The 17,313-nt window shown below is 63.2% G+C and carries 16 protein-coding genes; 10 read left to right on the top strand and 6 right to left on the bottom strand.

Annotated features, from left to right (window positions below; all coding sequences use genetic code 11):
• Positions 1–92: 92 nt before the first annotated feature.
• The gene (locus H7X45_RS01290; protein ID WP_187335777.1) at positions 93–1,232 is read left to right on the top strand and encodes a site-specific DNA-methyltransferase; all 1,140 of its coding nucleotides are present in this window, start codon (positions 93–95) and stop codon (positions 1,230–1,232) included.
• Positions 1,233–1,411: 179 nt separating this feature from the next.
• Positions 1,412–2,491: a dihydropteroate synthase gene (gene folP, locus H7X45_RS01295; protein WP_187335778.1), complete on the top strand. Its 1,080-nt coding sequence runs from the start codon at positions 1,412–1,414 to the stop codon at positions 2,489–2,491.
• A 6-nt stretch (positions 2,492–2,497) separates the two neighbouring features.
• Here the strand turns inward: folP and H7X45_RS01300 are convergent, their stop codons facing one another.
• Together H7X45_RS01300 and H7X45_RS01305 are read right to left on the bottom strand one after the other, a co-directional pair.
• Positions 2,498–3,139 (bottom strand): YceI family protein, encoded by a 642-nt coding sequence (locus H7X45_RS01300; RefSeq protein WP_187335779.1) that lies wholly within the window; start codon positions 3,137–3,139, stop codon positions 2,498–2,500.
• 112 nt (positions 3,140–3,251) lie between these two features.
• Positions 3,252–4,166: a hypothetical protein gene (locus tag H7X45_RS01305; protein WP_246449554.1), complete on the bottom strand. Its 915-nt coding sequence runs from the start codon at positions 4,164–4,166 to the stop codon at positions 3,252–3,254.
• Between the two features lie 194 nt (positions 4,167–4,360).
• Here H7X45_RS01305 and H7X45_RS01310 point away from each other — a divergent pair, with 194 nt between their 5' ends.
• Positions 4,361–5,140 (top strand): alpha/beta fold hydrolase, encoded by a 780-nt coding sequence (locus H7X45_RS01310; RefSeq protein ID WP_187335780.1) that lies wholly within the window; start codon positions 4,361–4,363, stop codon positions 5,138–5,140.
• 192 nt (positions 5,141–5,332) lie between these two features.
• On the opposite strand, the gene H7X45_RS01315 is transcribed toward H7X45_RS01310, so the two are convergent.
• Entirely contained in the window at positions 5,333–8,461 is a 3,129-nt protein-coding gene (locus H7X45_RS01315; protein WP_187335781.1) for an SIR2 family NAD-dependent protein deacylase, read from the bottom strand.
• A gap of 263 nt (positions 8,462–8,724) precedes the next feature.
• Between H7X45_RS01315 and H7X45_RS01320 the strand changes: the two genes are divergently transcribed.
• Positions 8,725–9,321 carry a hypothetical protein gene (locus tag H7X45_RS01320; RefSeq protein WP_187335782.1) on the top strand — a complete coding sequence of 199 codons (597 nt, stop codon included), beginning with the start codon at positions 8,725–8,727 and terminating at the stop codon, positions 9,319–9,321.
• Between the two features lie 63 nt (positions 9,322–9,384).
• Here the strand turns inward: H7X45_RS01320 and H7X45_RS01325 are convergent, their stop codons facing one another.
• Positions 9,385–10,848, bottom strand: a complete 1,464-nt coding sequence (locus H7X45_RS01325; RefSeq protein ID WP_187335783.1) for a sigma-54-dependent transcriptional regulator — start codon at positions 10,846–10,848, stop codon at positions 9,385–9,387.
• Between the two features lie 139 nt (positions 10,849–10,987).
• Between H7X45_RS01325 and H7X45_RS01330 the strand changes: the two genes are divergently transcribed.
• The 6 genes from H7X45_RS01330 to H7X45_RS01355 all read left to right on the top strand — a co-directional run bounded on the left by H7X45_RS01330 (position 10,988) and on the right by H7X45_RS01355 (position 15,688).
• Positions 10,988–11,125, top strand: a complete 138-nt coding sequence (locus tag H7X45_RS01330; RefSeq protein WP_187335784.1) for a hypothetical protein — start codon at positions 10,988–10,990, stop codon at positions 11,123–11,125.
• Between the two features lie 9 nt (positions 11,126–11,134).
• Positions 11,135–12,271 carry a Re/Si-specific NAD(P)(+) transhydrogenase subunit alpha gene (locus H7X45_RS01335; RefSeq protein ID WP_187335785.1) on the top strand — a complete coding sequence of 379 codons (1,137 nt, stop codon included), beginning with the start codon at positions 11,135–11,137 and terminating at the stop codon, positions 12,269–12,271.
• A 138-nt stretch (positions 12,272–12,409) separates the two neighbouring features.
• Complete coding sequence (locus tag H7X45_RS01340) at positions 12,410–13,009, top strand: fasciclin domain-containing protein (RefSeq protein WP_187335786.1); 600 nt, start codon at positions 12,410–12,412, stop codon at positions 13,007–13,009.
• A 207-nt stretch (positions 13,010–13,216) separates the two neighbouring features.
• Positions 13,217–13,501: an NAD(P) transhydrogenase subunit alpha part 2 gene (locus tag H7X45_RS01345; protein ID WP_187335787.1), complete on the top strand. Its 285-nt coding sequence runs from the start codon at positions 13,217–13,219 to the stop codon at positions 13,499–13,501.
• Positions 13,501–14,955, top strand: a complete 1,455-nt coding sequence (locus H7X45_RS01350) for an NAD(P)(+) transhydrogenase (Re/Si-specific) subunit beta (protein ID WP_187335788.1) — start codon at positions 13,501–13,503, stop codon at positions 14,953–14,955. The genes H7X45_RS01345 and H7X45_RS01350 overlap by 1 nt, the downstream gene beginning before the upstream one ends.
• Before the next feature lie 37 nt (positions 14,956–14,992).
• Positions 14,993–15,688: an aspartate/glutamate racemase family protein gene (locus H7X45_RS01355; RefSeq protein WP_187335789.1), complete on the top strand. Its 696-nt coding sequence runs from the start codon at positions 14,993–14,995 to the stop codon at positions 15,686–15,688.
• Positions 15,689–15,753: 65 nt separating this feature from the next.
• Here the strand turns inward: H7X45_RS01355 and H7X45_RS01360 are convergent, their stop codons facing one another.
• Positions 15,754–16,173, bottom strand: coding sequence for a DUF2147 domain-containing protein (locus H7X45_RS01360; protein ID WP_187335790.1), 420 nt, complete (start codon positions 16,171–16,173; stop codon positions 15,754–15,756).
• A gap of 136 nt (positions 16,174–16,309) precedes the next feature.
• Positions 16,310–17,302 carry a type II secretion system F family protein gene (locus tag H7X45_RS01365; protein WP_187335791.1) on the bottom strand — a complete coding sequence of 331 codons (993 nt, stop codon included), beginning with the start codon at positions 17,300–17,302 and terminating at the stop codon, positions 16,310–16,312.
• Between the last annotated feature and the right edge of the window lie 11 nt (positions 17,303–17,313).

A 17,313-nucleotide genomic window follows, 5' to 3' on the forward strand; every position in this document is an offset into this window, starting at 1 on the left:
CCATCGTTTCACGCTTCCAGCGCAGGGTTAAGCCGCTTGACCTAGCGCGCCGTCGGACTCAGTCTGGGGGCCGAAACAGGGAAGGGAGATCGATGGGGGTCATCGAAACCATCGCGCGTGCGCCGTCACGCAAGAAGACGAATATCGCGCCGCCGGCAGTGCTGCCGCTGGGCGAAATTCTGCGCGGCGATTGTATCGAGGCGATGCGCGCGCTGCCCGATGCCTGCGTGGACATGGTGTTTGCCGATCCGCCCTATAACCTCCAACTCGGCGGCGATCTGCACCGTCCGGACGGCAGCCATGTCGATGCCGTGACGGATGACTGGGACAAGTTCGATACCTTCGCCGCCTATGACGCCTTCACGCGCGCCTGGCTGGCCGAGGCACGCCGCATCCTGAAGCCGTCCGGATCGCTCTGGGTGATCGGCAGCTATCACAACATCTTCCGGGTGGGCGCGGCGGTGCAGGATCTGGGCTACTGGATCCTGAACGATATCGTCTGGCGCAAGTCCAATCCCATGCCCAATTTCCGCGGCACCCGCTTCACCAACGCGCATGAGACGCTGATCTGGGCCGCGCATTCGGAGAAGGCGAAATACACCTTCAACTACCGCGCGATGAAGACGCTGAATGATGAGCTTCAGATGCGCAGCGATTGGAGCTTCCCGATCTGCGGCGGGCAGGAGCGGCTCAAGAAGGACGGGCACAAGGCACACCCGACGCAAAAGCCCGAAGCGCTGCTCTATCGCCTGCTGCTGGCCACCACCAACCCCGGCGACATCGTGCTCGATCCCTTCTTCGGCACCGGCACCACCGGCGCGGTCGCCAAGCGGCTTGGTCGCCAGTGGATCGGCATCGAGCGGGAGGACGGCTATTGCGAAGTCGCGCTGGAGCGTATCGAGGCGGCGCTGCCACTGGATGAAAGCGCGCTCAAAACCATGCAGAGCCCGCGCCAGCAACCCAAGGTGCCCTTCGGCACGCTGGTGGAAACCGGCTATCTCGCGCCCGGCGCGAAGCTGTGGTGCAAGAAGCGCAAACTCACCGCCACGGTGCGCGCGGACGGATCGCTGGAGAATGCGGGCGAAACCGCCAGCCTGCACAAAATGGGCGCGGTGTTGCAAGGCGCGCCGAGCTGCAATGGCTGGACCTTCTGGCATTACGAGGCCGAAGACGGCGCGCTGAAACCGGTCGACGCCCTGCGCCAGACCTATTTGCTGGCAACGGAGGCGTAACTCCCCTCCAGCTTGCGGGAGGGGCCGGGGGTGGGCCGTGGGCTACCCCCGTCAATGCGAGGAGCGTAGCGACGCGGCAATCCAGTGCGGACGCAGCGCTACAATAGCCCTGGATTGCTTCGCCTTCGGCTCGCAATGACGTAGAGCGCAACCAGAACCTGCATTCCCAAAGGCCGCCCATGACCCTCTATCTTCGCCCCACCGCCTTCATCGACAGCCCGCAGCGCCATGACGGGGCGGGGGAGCGGCTGGCGGGCACGATGCTGTGGTTCGGCGCGGTCGAATGGATCGAGGACGGCACGCGCCGCATGGTCGCCGCCGCCGATGTACCGGCGCAGATCGATGCGCTTACCGGCGACGCACAAGCCCGCGCGCGCACCATTTGGCGAAACCTCACCAGCCCGCGCGCGGCGCTGACGTTGGGTGAGCGCGTGCTGCGGCTCGATCAGCCGCATGTCATGGGCATCCTCAACATGACGCCCGACAGCTTTTCCGATGGCGGGCGCTTCACCGACGATCCCGCCGCCGCGGCGGAAGCGGGGGTGGCCATGGCGCAAGCCGGAGCTTCGCTGGTCGATGTCGGCGGGGAATCCACCCGCCCCGGCGCGCCCACCGTGTGGGAAGGCGACGAGATCGAACGTGTCCGCCCGGTGATCGAGCGACTCGCGCGCTCCGGCACGCCGGTGTCGATCGACACGCGCAAGGCCGCAGTGATGGAAGCCGCGCTCGCCGCCGGTGCGCATCTGATCAACGATGTGTCCGCGCTGCTGCACGATCCGCGCGCGCTGGAGGTGGCGAGGGCGAGCGAGGTACCGATCTGCATCATGCACGCGCCCAGCCAAGGGGCGAACCCGCATGAGGGTGCGGCCTATGTCGACGCGGCGCTGGACGTATATGACTGGCTGGAGCGCCGCATCGCCGCGCTGGTGGAGGCGGGGATCGACCGTGCACGCCTCATTATCGATCCGGGGCTGGGCTTCGGCAAATCGGTGGCGGACAACGCCGCGATCCTGAACAATCTGACGCTTTATCACGGCCTTGGCTGCCCGCTGTTGGTGGGCGCCAGCCGCAAGCGCATGATCGGCGCGCTGTCCAACGAAGCGCCCGCGGACCAGCGCCTCGGCGGATCGCTGTTCCTGGCGACGAAGGCGATCGAGGCCGGCGCGCAGATCGTGCGCGTCCACGACGTGCCCGAAACGGTGCAGGCCGCCCGCGTCTGGCGGGGCCTGCGCGACGCAGCCCTCACCGCGCGGGCGTAAGGCGGGTCAGCCTGCCTTCTTCATGAACGCCGCCTCGATCTGCAGGTCCACATTGTCGCCGACCATCGGAATGCCGTAGCCCAGGCCGAAATCGCTGCGCTTGATCGATCCGGTGCCGCTGAAGCCCAGCGCCTCGCCGCCGCCCATCTGCTCGGGCAACTGGCCCGCGCCGTAAAAGCGCGCGTTCAGCGTCACCGGCTTGGTGATGCCGTTCAGCGTCAGATTGCCGGTGATGGTCGCGCTCTGGCGCTCCACCTTCACATCGGTGGAAACGAAGCGGGCATCGGCCGGGTTCGCGCCGAAGAAATCCGGGTCGCCGCCGTCCTTGGCGGGCCGCAGCAGATGATCGGTCAGCCCCTGGCTCGCCGTCACCACCTTGGACACCGGAATGGTCACATCGACGGAGGCGGCGGACGGGTTCTTCGGATCGAACATAAGCATGCCCGTCACATCGCCGAAGATGCCGGTATAGGGCGAAATCCCCATATGATCGAGCGTCCACACCACCAGCGTATGCGCCGGGTCCGCCTCATAATGCCCGCCGCTGATGGCGGACACGTCCGGCGATCCGGGAGGGCCGGACGGCGCCTGCGCGGCGACGGCGGTGGTGGAAAGCAAAGCAAGGGCGACGGCATGGACAATGCGCATGGGGACGAAAGCTCCGGTTGATAATGCGCCGCGATAGTGGCGTGCTTGCGATGGTTAGGCAAGGGATCGCGCACGTCCCGCCGCCCCCGCCTCCTTCACCGGGAATGCGGCCTCACTGGGAATAGATGATCCGGATGCGCACCCAGGCGCCCACCATGCTCTGTCCGCCCACACGCGGGGGGCGCACGCGGAATTGCCAGGCGGCGGCGAGTACGGCCTGCATGATGTTCGATCGCGCGGGCGACTGGTCCAGCCCGGTGCAGTCCTCCACCCGGAAATTCGCCACCGTGCGGCACTCGATCGTCGCCCAGCCCGGCTCTGCCACGGTTGAGAGATAGCCCTTCAGTTCCGCATCGGTCGGCTCGCGGTACCAGGCGGCGGCGTAGAGCGGCTGGCCGTTCTTGCCGGTGCCCACCCGCTCGGTATCGCCGCGCCGCGGGCCGCCGACCGGCCCCATCATCGGCTTGGGCGCGGCCGAGGCGGAGGGCGCGGGCTTCGCCGGCATGTTGTTCAGATCCGCCGCCGCCATCTGGTTGGGCGATAGCGTGATCATCGCGGGCGCCTTCGTCACCTGCACCTGCGGCGGCGTGACCGCGGACGGCGGCGCGGCCTTGCTGGGCGGAACCGGAGGCGCGGGCTGGGCAGGGGCAGGCTCGCTGGGCGGGGGCGCGGCGTCGGGATCGGCCAGCGGCTCGTCCGCTGCGGTTTCGGGCGCGGGGCTCTGAGGCTCGGGCGCGGGCGGAGCGGCGATGTCGAGCACGGTGGTCATGTCCGCCACCTTGCGCTGCGGCTCCATGACGCGCGGCCCGAAGGTGAGCAGCGCCAGCACCAGCAGCCCCTCGATCAGCAGCGTGAGCGCGATGCCGCCCGCCCGCTCCCCGAACCGCCCGCGCAGTCGGTCCATCCAGGACGGCTCCGGCGGCATATCGAACGCGGCGCGGGTGGAGGCATGGGGGGAGGAAGACGCCGCATCGGCGAAGGACGCTTCACGGGTGGGCGGCGTTTCGGCGGGGAGGAACTGGGTCAAAGAGCCTCGATCAACAACAAACAACCGCGCCCCCACGCAGCAACATGGCGCGTGATAGGCGCGCGGGGATGCGGAGGCAATGGGGGGGGGGCGAGACAGCTAATGGGCCGGGTGCGGACCGTCCGCTGTTGGCCTCACATTCGGCAATATGGACATCTACGGGCCTATAAGTCGGTGCGAGGCGTTACCATTACATGACCATGCACTACACGCGCACGGGGCGCGGAAAACCCCTCCTCCTTGTCCACGGACTGGGGGCGACCTGCGGCTCGTGGGACACGATCTCGCCTGCGCTTTCTCAAGTCAGGGAGGTAATTGCCATAGACCTGCCCGGCCATGGACAAACACCCGAAGAGGCCGACAGCGGCACGTTTGACGGACTTGCGCGCAGTCTCGACGAATGGCTCGGCGCGGAGAATTTCACAGGTATTGATATGGTTGGCAGCTCGCTGGGAGCTCGCCTGGTGCTCGAGATGGCGCGGCGCGGCCAAGCGGGCGCGGTTGTCGCACTGGATCCGGGCGGCTTCTGGCAGGGGTGGGAGCGCACCTTCTTCAAGACGACCATAACGCCATCGGTTGCCCTGGTTCGCGCGCTACGACCAGCGCTTTCTGCCATCACCGGAAATGTCGCCGGCCGGACCGCGCTTTTGGCCCAGCTCTCTGCAACGCCGTGGGCGCTCGACGGGGCATTCGTCGCGCGCGAATTGAAGTCGTTGGCTGACACGCGCACCGTCAAGTCGCTTGTGAAGGACCTCGCCAACGGCGCGATGCAGGAGGGTCCTGCGAAAACGGCTGCGCCTGTTGTCATAGGCTGGGGACGCAAGGATCGGCTGTGTCTACCGCAGCAGGCGGATCGCGCGATCAAGGCTTTCCCTGAAGCGACGCTGCACTGGTTCGATCGTAGCGGGCACTTCCCGATGTGGGATCGGCCAGAGGAGACTGTCCGCGTGATATTGGATGCAACGAGCATCTAGGAATCGAAATAATACTGCCACTGGGTGATTAGCAAAACGAGGGCCTATGCAGCGGCTGGCCCCATTGCAAAATCCTTTGTTGGGTCGAAGGCAGACTGACTGGTATTGTCGACACCCGGTCGAGACCTGCCGTTGCGGCTTGCGCTCTGTAGCTCTGCAGGCGACGCAAAAGGCCGTCGCTTATCATTCAAATCATGCCGCCCGACCCAATCTCATATCCACTGCGGTGGGGCCCTGTCGATTGAAGCGAATCCTAAAATTGATCTCATCTCCGATCATTAGATCGTCGAATGTGTCTGCATCTGACATCGAGCGATGCCCGAATATATCGATCAGGTAGGCGGAGCTGCGCAGAAAAGCGTAGCCGGGCTTAATCGAGGTGATCCTTCCAGAATAGCGGTTAAGTCTGCGAGTGAAAACATTCTCCGTTCTTGGCGTCGACCGACGGAAATCCTCAGGAGCACCGTGATCGATCTCCGCAAACATCACCTCGCACGCAGGGATCTGTCCGCTAAAAAATAGCAGCTGAGCGAGGTCGAAGCGGTTCTCGTAATTCCGATCACCCCTAGAAAAACTCCTCCTTAGGTGATCCTCGATCACGCCTAGGTCAGGCGTTTCGGCATGCATAAGGTGTATGGCCATCGCATGATGCGCGGCCCTGTCGTCCGGGCTCCGACCCAAAGCCGCCTGGAGAACTTTGAGGGCGTCCGGAGATCGGCCTCGAGCATCATACATTCTCGCGACTCTTATCGCCGTGCCGGAACCTCGCGCTCCTGCCGCCAACGCCTGTTCGAGGGCGCGGAGCGCCTTGTCCTCTTCATCCACCTCATCACGGAATCGCGCTTCGACCTGATCGATGTCGGCGTCCTCAGGGAAGCTCTGCTGCGCACGGAGAATCGCGCCTTCGGCAGCCTTGACCTTCTCGGCATAGGCGACAGCGTCATGCGGGCTTCCGGTGGCATCGGCCTTAGCAGCCAAGTCAACGACTTCGTCAACCAGAAGTTTGCAGCGGCTCGATGTGGCAAATCGGTCATTTGCCGGCATGTCGTTGAGCCATTCGCGCGCTCGGCGACGAAGCGAATCCTTGAGAAGCTCTGACTCTTCAACATTGGCCCGCTTCCTGTCGATCTCCGCCAGTGTGTGAGTAATTGTCTTATTGCGCGGCTCTAGATCGTGAGCCTCTCCGGCAAGCCGGTAGGCCTCCGTCAAAGAACCCTCCCGATGGTGAGCTTCCAACAAAGCCCACTGCTGGTAGAGGAATGCCTGCTTAGGGGCCGCCGTGATCGCCGCCTGATAGACCTCTCTCGCCTGCTCGATCGAAGCGAAGGTCTCTGCAAGCGTCCTGCCCCGACAGATTTCCTCGAGCGCCCGCTTATCGACGGAATATCCTACATCGAGGTTTTCGACGATACGCTTCAACTGCGTAGCCTTGCTTTCGTCGTCAGGGCAGGTCTCCCTGAAGACGATAGCAGCCACGCGTGGATGGCGCGTTTTGTAGCAAAGGTCCCCCGAATAAGGGTCTCTGTCCACGCGAACGATGCTCCGCAATGGTTCGAGAAACTGCGACTGGAAGTCCTCAAACGCGATGCCTGAGATCCGGGAGATGATCCCGGCACGGACGTTTACGGAGAACTGATGCATAGTGGCGATATCGAGATAGAGCTGCTGCGCCTGGTCCGGGAAGATTCGCTGATGCTCTTCGAGAACGATCTTCTCAAAGGGCTTTCCGAGAGTGAGTTCGTGAAGGGCGACGAGCAGTTGCCTGTCCGCTCTGTTCTTGTCCATGAACGCCTTAACTTGATCGTCGCGTGAAAGCTTGCCGAGAAGTCCGAGGCACCCGTGCCGCTCCAGCAGATCGAGCAAGCCTTCCACTTCCGCCATCGACAGATTGCCAACTCTGAGGAACTCCGGCGGGAATTCGGCCTCCAGCGCACCGCAATAGCTGTTCCAATCCGCATCACGCTCGGCGCCGATCACGATAACCGGCAGAGAACGGGCACGAGCGCTTTTCAGAAAGGAGAGGACTTGGGGCACCCGGAAGCCGATCTGGTCGACGAACATATAGATGGGCTGGCGGGTCAACTCATACAGTTCCGCAAGGACGTCAAAATGCAGCGCGCCGCCCTCTACGAGCCACAAGGTGATAGCCCCCGAAGCGGTCGCGGCCTCGAACGCGGTTCTCTTCAGAGCAATCGTCTTCCCTGCACCCGCCGCACCACGAAGCATGATAAGCTTTGGTCCTGTAGGCTTCTCGTTTTCGAGCAGCGCCTTAAACAGGAGGTCATCCTCGACCTTACGACGTACATCGTAGCGATTCAGGATGCCACCCCAACCGGTATCATAGCCTTGGAAGAACTGCTCGGGCGATTGCTCCTCGGATGATATGTTCGCATGGATGTATCTGAGGTCCTTTGCGAATGCCCGTCTTAGGTTCTCGCTTTCCGGTTCATTGGTCTGAAAGTGCTTTCGGACCGGAAGGTCGGCCGTCTGCGCGGAATGGGCGAGCTGCCTGAAAAGCGGCGGGATTTCATCCGAGAGCGCTTGCATGAACTCGCCGAAGCGACATTTGATGATGCCGACGTTCTGCGTGCTCCAATAGTCTATATCGTAGTCCTCGGCATCCGGCGTCACCATAAACCATCGAGGGCGCTTATCGATTCCGATGTCGTAAATCAGATTCCTGAGGTGCGGATCGTCTAGCCGATACCCGACGAAAATCAGGGTCGATTCATGAGCATAATCAGCCACTCTGCCGAACAACCGCGTGCGATTGGCCTTATATCTCGAATAGCTTTCCTTTGTCAGGATGGGCGGAATGTCGCGATCATGGATGTAGTCAAGACATCCGTGCAGTTTCAGGTACGCCACAGGCCGCTCCGTTTCCTGCAGGCGCGCCTCGACTGGTTCATCATCCTTAACGAACCTTACGGGATTCTGCCGTGGAGCCTTTACATCGGCATAGGCGTGTTCGATCAAAAGGTCGTAGTTGGTAGTCGCGATCATCCGCCAATTGAAGTCCGCGAGAGCTCGATGCGCATCGCCTGGCTCGAACGGCGCAAGGATTTTCCGGACCTCCTCAAACACCAGTGATTGCCCGGCACCGTTGCGGATCGCCATCTCAGCGACGGTCATTAAGTCTCTGTTGGGTATCGGCTTGCCGAAAAATTGCTGCGCCAGAGCGTCACGCAGTTGGTCTGCGTTGGGTGGCCTAGCTCCGTGCGAATCGGTCGCCTCCTTGGAAGCTCCCGCTCCCAAGAAGGGAATGACGCGAGACCCCTTTACGGCTTCGATAAGTGGCAGCGGCAATTCAATTTTGGACATCTTGAGGACGATGGCACGCTGAGGGTCAGATGGGCAAGAAAACTTATTATTGCCTGGCAGCGAATATTGGGACGTTGGCGCTTCGTCAAAGTTCCCGCCATCGAACGATACGGTCCGACATCAACGCACGGCCATCGAAGGACTGGCAGCTTTTGAGGCGGGCGGCCCCCAGCGTGGATGACTGGAATTAGGGCGCAAAGCGGTCTGACGATTTAGACGTCCGCCCTCTTCCAATGTAGGAACAAAGGTGAAACAAGCGGGGCATGTCCCGTACGCCGCGCCGTCATCGTCTGCCGCATGCCGCCGCCCGCTCGCGCTCTTTGGGGGAGCGGGAAGCGGTGGTGGCGGCGCCGATCGCGTTCGATCCGGTGCCGATGGTGCGGCGGCGGGCGGGGGGTTGGTCGGCGGAACGGCAGCGTGCGTTCATCGCGGCGTTGCAGCGCGGGGCGAGTGTGACGCTGGCGGCGCGGTCCGTCGGGCTGTCGCGGCAATCGGCGCTGGCGCTGCGTTCGCGCCCCGGTGGAGAGGGGTTTGCCGAGGCCTGGGATGTGGCGATCGCCATGGCGCGCGGCGATGCGGAGGAGATTTTGCGCGACATCGCCGTGCACGGGCACCGCGTGCCGCTGGTCCATCGTGGGCGCAAGCTGGGGGAAATGCGGCGGTTTGATACGCGGCTGCTGCTGCGCTTGCTTGCGGCGTCGGATCGGGTGGCGGATCGCTCTGTGGATCGGGCGGCGGCGGCGTCTGCCGCTGCGGCTCCGGCGCTGGTTGGCCCGGACGGCAGCGAGGCGCTGAGCGCGTGGGAGCTCGGCATGTTGCGAACGGTTTTGCGCAAAAGCCGCGCGGGGCGACAAGCGTGACAGCTTTGGAGGGATCGTTGGCCGCGCTCAGGCGGCGGCGTTGTCGATGCCCCCAAGCGGCTGTCAGGCCGCGGCGTTGTCGATGCCCAGATCGGCCAGCTTGCGGTAGAGCGTGGAGCGGCCGATGCCGAGGCGGCGGGCGACCTCCGTCATGCGTCCGCGATAGTGGCCGATGGCCAGGCGTATGACGTCCGCCTCGATCGCGTCGAGCGGGCGAAGGTTGCCGTCCGCCTCGTACAGCGTCACGCCGATGCCGTCGGCATGCTGGGTCGGCGGCGCGGTGGCGACGCCGCTGGCGCGCACCGCCTCGGCAATCAGCGGGAACTCGGCGGCGGTGAGCGCATCGCCCTCGCACAGCACAGAGGCGCGGAAGAGCACGTCCTGCAGCTGGCGCACATTGCCGGGCCAGTCATATGCCCGCAGCAGGGCCAGCGCCTCGTCGGTGATGCCGAGGCTTCGGAGGCCCGGCTGGGTGGCGAGTCGGGCGAGGAAATGGCGGGCCAGCGCGCTGAGGTCTCCGGTGCGTTCGCGCAAGGGCGGGATGGCGAGCTGGACCACGTTGATGCGGTAGAACAGGTCTTCCCGGAAGGTGCCGGCGGCCAGCATCGGCTCCAGCGGCTCGTCCGCGGCGGTGATGAGGCGCACGTCGATACGGTAGCTGTGCGGGCTGCCGAGCGGCTGGATCTCGTTGTCGGTGACGAGGCGAACGAGCCGCACCTGCGTGGCGCTGGGCAGCTTGTCGATCTCGTCGATGAAGATGGTGCCGCCGTCCGCCTGCTGGAGGAGGCCGACGCGCCGGTCGAACGCGCCGGTGAAAGCGTTCTTCTCATGCCCGAACAGCACCGAATCGAGCAGGTTCTCGGCAATCGATCCGCAGGAGACCTTGAGCAGCGGCTGCTTGGCGCGCGGGGAGGCGGCGTGGATCGCGTCGGCCAGCGTCTCTTTGCCCACGCCGCCTTCGCCCTCGATGAAGACCGGCACGCGGCTGCGCGCGGCCTTGGCGGCGATGGCGAGCGCGGTGCGGAAGGCGGGGGCTGCGCCGATGATCTCCTCGAAGGCGAGTTCCTGCCCCAGTTTCTCGCTGAGCGGTTGCAGCTCGCCCGCTTGATTGGTGCTCTCCACCGCCTGATCGAGCGCGGTCATCAGCCGTTCGGGGGCGACGGGCTTGATCAGATAGTCGGACGCGCCCGCGCGCATGGCGGCGACGGCGCCCTCGGTGGAGCCTGAACTGGTGAGCAGCAGGATGGGTAGCGCGGGGCGTCGGGCCTTGAGTTCGGCGATCAGCTCTGCGCTGTCGGAGCCGGGCGCCCATTGATCGAGCAGGATCGCGTCCAGCATCATGCCGTCCTGTGTGCCCAGCATGGCGATCGCGGTCTCCGAATCGGGCGCGAACACGGTGCGCCATCCGGCACGCGACGCGATCGCGGCAACGAGGCGGCGCTGCGCCGGTTCGTCGTCCACAAGCATGAGCAGGCGCACGCGCCCCTCCTCGATGGCCTCGAAAGCCCTGTGCTGGTCCACACCCATAACCAAGGCTGGTAGAGCAAAGCGGTAAAGGCCCGATTAAGCAGGACCGGGAGGGATCGAAATGCAAGGGTGCTTGAGCCTTGCGGCGCTTCGCCCTAGGGAGGAAGAAACGCAACACCCCAGATCAAGAGGGCATATAATGGCTGGTGGCACCGAACATCCCAAGGTCGATATCAACAAGGCGTCGGAGAGCTATTCACGCTTCATCGGCATGACGAAGGTCGCCATGGCCGTTGTAGCCGTCGTCGTCGTCATCGTCATTCTGCTGATCAGCTGAGGCGAGGGCATGGGCTTCAAGATCGCCGTTCTGAAGGAAACCGCAAGCGGAGAACGGCGGGTCGCCGCCGTGCCGGAGACGGTCAAGAAGCTCTCAGCGCTGGGCGCCACCGTTGCGGTGGAACAGGGCGCGGGTGCGGGAGCGACGGTGAGCGATGAAGCCTATCGCGAAGCCGGGGCGGAAGTCGGCGATCGCGCCGCCGTCCTGAAGGACGCCGATCTGGTGTTTGCGGTGCAGGGGCCTGATGCCGCCGATCTGGCGGGCGCAAAAGACGGCGTGATGCTGGCCGCCGCACTCGATCCGTTCGGCAATCGCGATCGGATCGATGGTTATGCGAGCGCCGGTATCGATGCGCTGGCGATGGAGTTCATGCCGCGCATCACGCGCGCGCAGTCGATGGATATCCTGTCCTCTCAGTCGAACCTCAACGGCTACAAGGCGGTGCTGGATGCCGCGCATCATTATGGCCGCGCTTTTCCAATGATGATGACGGCAGCGGGCACGGTTTCTGCCGCGCGGGTTTTCGTGATGGGGGTCGGCGTTGCCGGACTGCAGGCGATTGCAACGGCCAAGCGTCTGGGCGCGCAGGTCAGCGCCACCGATGTGCGCTCGGCCACCAAAGAGCAGATCAAGTCGCTCGGTGCCAAGCCGATCTTCGTCGAATCGGTGGAGGGGATCGAGGGAGAAGGCTCCGGCGGCTACGCGACCGAGATGTCCGAGGAATATAAGAAGGCGCAGGCCGAACTTGTTTCCGATCACATCGCTAAGCAGGATATTGTTATCACCACCGCGCTCATACCGGGCCGCGCAGCGCCGCGCCTTATTAATGATGCGCAGATCGCAAGCATGCGAGCCGGCAGCGTGATCGTGGACCTTGCCGCAGAGCAGGGCGGCAATGTGGAAGGCGCGGTTGCCGGAGAGGCGGTGGAGCGTCACGGCGTCACCATTCTGGGCGCCAAAGACATGGCGTCGACGATGGCGGCAGATACTTCCGCATTGTTCGCACGCAATCTCTACAATTTCGTCAACGCCTTCTGGGCGGACGATACGGACGCACCCGTTTTCCCAGACGATGATGAACTGGTGAAGGGTGTGCGCGTTACCAAAGACGGCAAGGTTGTTAGCGAGCGACTACTCGCTGACTGAATGCGGGCCCATCTAGCTGTTACGTCGCGGCTAGGTAATTGATGCGGACCGAAAATATTTATTTTCAGCGGAGCCGTGCGGGGGTGGAGCGGCGTTATCCTGAGCGAGACTGAAACCAAAATCGCTCAGGAGATACTGATGAAAAAGACCATGGTTATTGCCGCAGCCGCACTCGCCGCCTCCCTCGCCGGTTGCCAGAATATGGGCATGATGGACGACGGCATGTCGACCACCGCCAGCGCGAGCGCCAACAGCACCGTGATGGTGGGCGGCGCTGCGATGTATCCCACCCGCAACATCATTCAGAACGCGGTCAACAGCAACGAGCACACCACGCTTGTCGCGGCTGTAAAAGCTGCCGGCCTTGTCGATACCCTGTCCGGCCCTGGTCCGTTCACGGTCTTCGCGCCGACCAACGCCGCATTTGATGCGCTTCCCGCCGGTACGGTGGATAACCTCCTGATGCCTTCGAACAAGGCGAAGCTACAGAAGGTGCTTACCTATCATGTGGTGCCAGGTCGCATTACCGCAGCCGATATTGCCGCAAAGATCCGCGCAGGCGGCGGCACCGCCACCTATACGACCGTCGAGGGTGAGCCGCTCACCTTCCGCATGAACGGCAACGAAATTGTCGCGACCGGTGTGGGCGGCGGAACAGCGACCGTCACGCAGCCCGACGTGATGCAGTCTAACGGCGTGATCCACGTTGTGAACGGCGTGGTACTCCCGCGCATGTAATTCCTTTTCCTTCGGGCGGTTGCCCCATCCCGCCCGCTGGTGAGCGCCTGGTCCATAGTGGATCGGGCGCTCTTTTTTATGAGCATGGTTCAGCCCGTTACGGGGGGTGCGTGGGGGGGAGCTGGCGGCCACGCCGACACATGCCGCTCGACAGCGCTGGCGCGCTTTGCAACAAGGCATGAAGGGAAAGCATTCAGCGGGGCAGTCATGGATTTTATTTCAATCCTCTCAATCTTCATATTAGCCTGTTTCGTAGGCTATTATGTCGTCTGGTCGGTTACGCCTGCACTGCATACGCCGCTCATGGCGGTGACGAATGCGATCTCCTCGGTCATTATCGTCGGCGCGCTCATCGCGAGCGCGGCCGCCGCGGTTCCGGGCGCGAAGTGGCTGGGCCTGGCCGCCGTCGTTCTCGCTAGCATCAATATCTTCGGCGGGTTTGCGGTTACCGAGCGTATGCTCGCCATGTACAAGAAGAAGGAGCGCAAATAATGAGCGCGCTTCTGGTTTCCGCATCCGCCGCGCATGGCTCCGTCAACCCATGGGTGGCGCTGGCCTATCTGGTCGCCGGGGTTTTCTTCATTCTGGCACTGCGCGGGTTGAGCTCGCCGGTCAGTGCGCGGTCGGGCAATCGCTATGGCATGGCGGGCATGGCCATCGCTGTCGTCACGACGCTTGCGACCCATTTTAACGCCGATATCTGGGAAATTGCGATCGCGATCGCGATCGGCGCGGTTATCGGCATCGTGACCGCGCGGCGGATCGCCATGACCGCGATGCCGCAGCTCGTGGCCGCCTTCCATAGCTTGGTCGGCCTTGCCGCCGTGCTCGTTGCGGGCGCTGCGTTTCTGAATCCGGCCAGTTTCGGAATTATTGGCGCAGACGGCGCCATTCTGTCCGTCAGCCGCATCGAAATGGCGCTGGGTGCGGCGATCGGCGCGATCACCTTCTCCGGCTCGGTTATAGCCTTCCTGAAGCTGAACGGCAATATGTCCGGATCGCCGATCCTGCTACCTGCGCGGCACGTCATCAATTTGGGCGTGCTGATCGGCATCATTGTGCTCGTTGGCCTCTATGCAGCGGCACCCGGTATGGGAGCGGGCGAGGGCTTCTATTTCCCCGTCATCGTCATCCTGGCGTTTGCCATCGGCTTCCTGCTGATCATCCCGATCGGCGGAGCGGACATGCCGGTCGTCGTTTCGATGCTGAACAGCTATTCCGGCTGGGCGGCCGCGGCGATGGGCTTCACGCTCGGCAACAGCGCGATGATCATCACCGGCGCGCTGGTTGGCTCCTCGGGCGCGATTCTCAGCTACATCATGTGCCGCGCGATGAACCGCAGCTTCATCAGCGTGATTGCGGGCGGGTTCGGTGCGGAAACCGGTGGAGACAGCGGGGGCGGCGAAAAGATCGACCGGCCGTGGAAACGCGGCAGCGCGGACGACGCCGCCTTCCTGATGAAACAGGCCGAGAACGTCATCATCGTGCCCGGCTACGGCATGGCCGTCGCACAGGCCCAGCATTCGCTGCGCGAAATGGCGGACATGCTGAAGGCCGAGGGGGTGAATGTGAAATACGCGATCCATCCCGTCGCCGGCCGCATGCCGGGGCATATGAACGTGCTGCTCGCTGAAGCGAACGTGCCTTATGACGAGGTGTTCGAGCTGGAGGATATCAACAGCGAATTTAGCCAGGCCGATGTCGCTTTCGTGATCGGCGCGAACGACGTTACCAATCCGGCTGCGAAGACCGACAAGACCTCGCCCATCTACGGCATGCCCGTGCTCGATGTGGAAAAAGCGAAGACCGTCCTGTTCATCAAGCGATCGATGGGCGGCGTGGGCTATGCAGGGGTGGACAACGAAGTCTTCTATCGCGACAACACGATGATGTTGCTCTCCGACGCGAAAAAAATGTGCGAGGAGATCGTGAAGGCGCTCGACTGAAGAAGCGGGCGTTCAGGGTTAGGATACACAGATCAGAATGCGTAAGATCGGTCTCATCGGCGGGATGAGCTGGGTTTCGACCGAGCTCTATTATCGTCGTATCAACACCAAGGTCCAACAGGCGCGCGGCCATGATTTCTCCGCGCCGATGGTCATTGAAAGTCTTGATTTCAATGGCTTGATCCGCACGACCGACAAGCCGGCTTGGTCGGAAGCGGCGGAGATTATTTCATCCGCCGCAAAGCGGGTGGAGCAGGCCGGGGCCACGGCCATCCTGATCGCGGCCAACAGCATGCACAAGGTGTATGACGAGGTGGTCGATGCCGTCTCGATCCCGGTGCTGCACATCGCCGATGCGGTGGGCGCCAGGATGAAGGCGGATGAAATCGCCAGCGCCGCGCTGATCGGCACGCGCAACGTGATGACCGAACCCTGGTATCGCCAGCGGCTGATCGAGCACGGCGTCTCCCTGCTTCCGCCGGATATGGACCGGGTCGAGGAGTTGGACCGGATCATCTATGATGAGCTGATGAAGGGCATTGTCCGCCGTGATGCCGAGCGGACGCTGAAGACGTTCATCACCAATATCGACAAGACCGGTGTCAAAGCAGTGGTGCTGGGCTGCACCGAGCTGGATCTAATCGTCGATGTGAACGCCAACATCCTGCCGATTTACGACAGCACGACGATCCACGCCGATGCTGGCGTGGAATGGATTCTCGGCGCCGACTGAACCGGATCGGGCAGGCGGCGCCGCGTAGATTTCCTTCCCCTTTGTAGGGGAGAGGAGAGTGTGGTTCAGCCTGCGCGGTTCCAGGTCTGAGTCTTGCAGAACGGCCCGATGCAACCCTTAACCTGAAGCTGGCCCGCCGACTTGCGCTGTAGCAGTGAACGGTAGGTCTTGCCGGTCTTCGGATCGTAGATTTCGCCGCGCCATTCGTCGCCGTCCTCGTTGAAACCCGTCAGCACCGGCAAGCCCATAAGCTTGCGCGAGCGCAGCGATTTGTCGGGATTGTGAATGTCGCGCTGGTCGACGCCGCGTGGTGGGGTCTTCAGAAACTTGACGATCTTACCGCACAGCTTCTGACCGCAAGGCGCGATTTCAACCACCGCAGCCTTGTCTTCGGTGACCCAGCGACCGGTGACCGGCTGCGCAGCGAATGCCGGCGCTGTGACGGCGACGAGGGCGGCGGCAGCGAAAGCCTTGATAGGTTTCACGGGCAAAATCTCCTAATGACTGTTTCCGCGATTATTGCGGATGCGCGATGTCTTAGGGCTGAACGGAGCGAACGGATAGCCGTTTCGCTCCGCCGCAGCATTTGCGCTTTTCCCTAATTCCGAAGCTTGGCAGCTGTCAGAGGCTGAAGGCGTCGGCGATCGAGCAAGCCGCCGGGCCCAGGATCACGATGAACAGCACCGGCAGAATGAACAGGATCAGCGGCACCGTCATGATCGCAGGAAGGCGCGCTGCCTTTTCCTCGGCGCGCATCATGCGCTCGTTGCGAAATTCGGCGGACAATACCCGCAGGGCCGAAGCGAGCGGGGTGCCGTATTTCTCGGTCTGGATCATGGTGGTGACCACGCCCCGGACCGCATCGAGATTGACGCGGTAGGCAAGGTTTTCGAATGCCATGCGCCGCTCGGTAAGGAAGCCGAGTTCGATCGCGGTCAGCGCAAATTCGTCGCCCAGTTCCGGATAACCCCGGCCCAGCTCACGCGCGACGCGGCCAAAGGCTGCATCGACCGTGAGGCCGGCTTCGGCGCAAATGACGAGCAGGTCGAGCGCGTCGGGCAGCCCCTTGCGGATCGCGTCGGAACGCTTGGTGATCGCGTTCTTCACGAAGATATCCGGTGCCTTATAGCTTCCGATAAGCGCGAAGGCGAACGTGCCGAAACGCTTCAGCTCGGACCAGTCGCCCAATCCACCGAAACCGTAAATGAACAGCGCCGCGCCGCCGCCGATCACGATGGGGAGGACCATACGCGCGAAAATGACGGCCACGGCGAGTTCCTTGGAACGCCAGCCGGCCTGAGCCAGCTTCTGCTGGACCTCTTTCAGCTGGCTGTCCTGCAGCACCTGGAGGCGCGAGAGAATCGCGCGCATCTGATCGGTCGTCTCGTTCTTTTTCACGAGCGAGGCGCGCTTCTTGGCGGTGGACGCCGTGATGCCTGCTTTCAGCTGCTCACGCCGTTCATTCAGCGCCTTGACGCGCTTTGCCATGGGATCGCTAACGGTGACGGCAGCGTAGATGGCCAGAAATACGGCAGCCGCCGCCACGCCCGCCAGAATGGTGGCGACGTAGAACACATCGATGCCGAGGAGCGTGGGGCCGCTATTGGGTTCCATGGATCGTCTGG

The organism is Novosphingopyxis iocasae, from assembly GCF_014334095.1.
Classification (GTDB): Bacteria; Pseudomonadota; Alphaproteobacteria; order Sphingomonadales; family Sphingomonadaceae; genus Novosphingopyxis; species Novosphingopyxis iocasae.

Bases quoted from the DNA above. Each gene is read 5' to 3' on its own strand.
- H7X45_RS01315 (WP_187335781.1), bottom strand. From the start codon at position 8,461: ATGTCCAAAATTGAATTGCCGCTGCCACTTATCGAAGCCGTAAAGGGG.
- H7X45_RS01365 (WP_187335791.1), bottom strand. From the start codon at position 17,302: ATGGAACCCAATAGCGGCCCCACGCTCCTCGGCATCGATGTGTTCTAC.
- H7X45_RS01290 (WP_187335777.1), top strand. From the start codon at position 93: ATGGGGGTCATCGAAACCATCGCGCGTGCGCCGTCACGCAAGAAGACG.
- H7X45_RS01345 (WP_187335787.1), top strand. From the start codon at position 13,217: ATGGATTTTATTTCAATCCTCTCAATCTTCATATTAGCCTGTTTCGTA.
- H7X45_RS01355 (WP_187335789.1), top strand. From the start codon at position 14,993: ATGCGTAAGATCGGTCTCATCGGCGGGATGAGCTGGGTTTCGACCGAG.
- H7X45_RS01350 (WP_187335788.1), top strand. From the start codon at position 13,501: ATGAGCGCGCTTCTGGTTTCCGCATCCGCCGCGCATGGCTCCGTCAAC.
- H7X45_RS01340 (WP_187335786.1), top strand. From the start codon at position 12,410: ATGAAAAAGACCATGGTTATTGCCGCAGCCGCACTCGCCGCCTCCCTC.
- H7X45_RS01335 (WP_187335785.1), top strand. From the start codon at position 11,135: ATGGGCTTCAAGATCGCCGTTCTGAAGGAAACCGCAAGCGGAGAACGG.
- H7X45_RS01325 (WP_187335783.1), bottom strand. From the start codon at position 10,848: ATGGGTGTGGACCAGCACAGGGCTTTCGAGGCCATCGAGGAGGGGCGC.
- H7X45_RS01310 (WP_187335780.1), top strand. From the start codon at position 4,361: ATGACCATGCACTACACGCGCACGGGGCGCGGAAAACCCCTCCTCCTT.
- H7X45_RS01320 (WP_187335782.1), top strand. From the start codon at position 8,725: ATGTCCCGTACGCCGCGCCGTCATCGTCTGCCGCATGCCGCCGCCCGC.
- H7X45_RS01330 (WP_187335784.1), top strand. From the start codon at position 10,988: ATGGCTGGTGGCACCGAACATCCCAAGGTCGATATCAACAAGGCGTCG.
- folP (WP_187335778.1), top strand. From the start codon at position 1,412: ATGACCCTCTATCTTCGCCCCACCGCCTTCATCGACAGCCCGCAGCGC.
- H7X45_RS01300 (WP_187335779.1), bottom strand. From the start codon at position 3,139: ATGCGCATTGTCCATGCCGTCGCCCTTGCTTTGCTTTCCACCACCGCC.